Annotated in this window: 1 protein-coding gene; it reads right to left on the reverse strand. The window is 61.8% G+C overall.

All coding sequences use genetic code 11. The features are described from left to right. Nucleotides 1-12: 12 nt before the first annotated feature. On the reverse strand, nt 13-251 hold a 239-nt coding region (locus tag AX677_RS09130; RefSeq protein WP_082730248.1), incomplete at its 5' end, for an ATP-binding protein.

Below are 251 nucleotides of genomic sequence, written 5' to 3' on the forward strand. Positions count from 1 at the left end.
CGAAGGTGGCTGTCAGCTGCGGTTTTTGAAGCGCCAGCTGTCGTTGCCCGTCTCGACGATATCGCAGTGGTGGGTGACGCGGTCGAGCAGCGCCGTGGTCATCTTGGGATCGCCGAACACGGTCGGCCATTCGCCGAAGGCGAGGTTCGTGGTGATGATGACGCTGGTCCGCTCATAAAGCTTGCTGATGAGGTGGAACAGCAACTGCCCTCCCGAGCGGGCGAACGGCAGATAACCGAGCTCGTCGAGCA

It is taken from the genome of Streptococcus sp. CCH8-C6, assembly GCF_001557225.1.
Classification (GTDB): Bacteria; Bacillota; Bacilli; order Lactobacillales; family Streptococcaceae; genus Streptococcus; species Streptococcus sanguinis_C.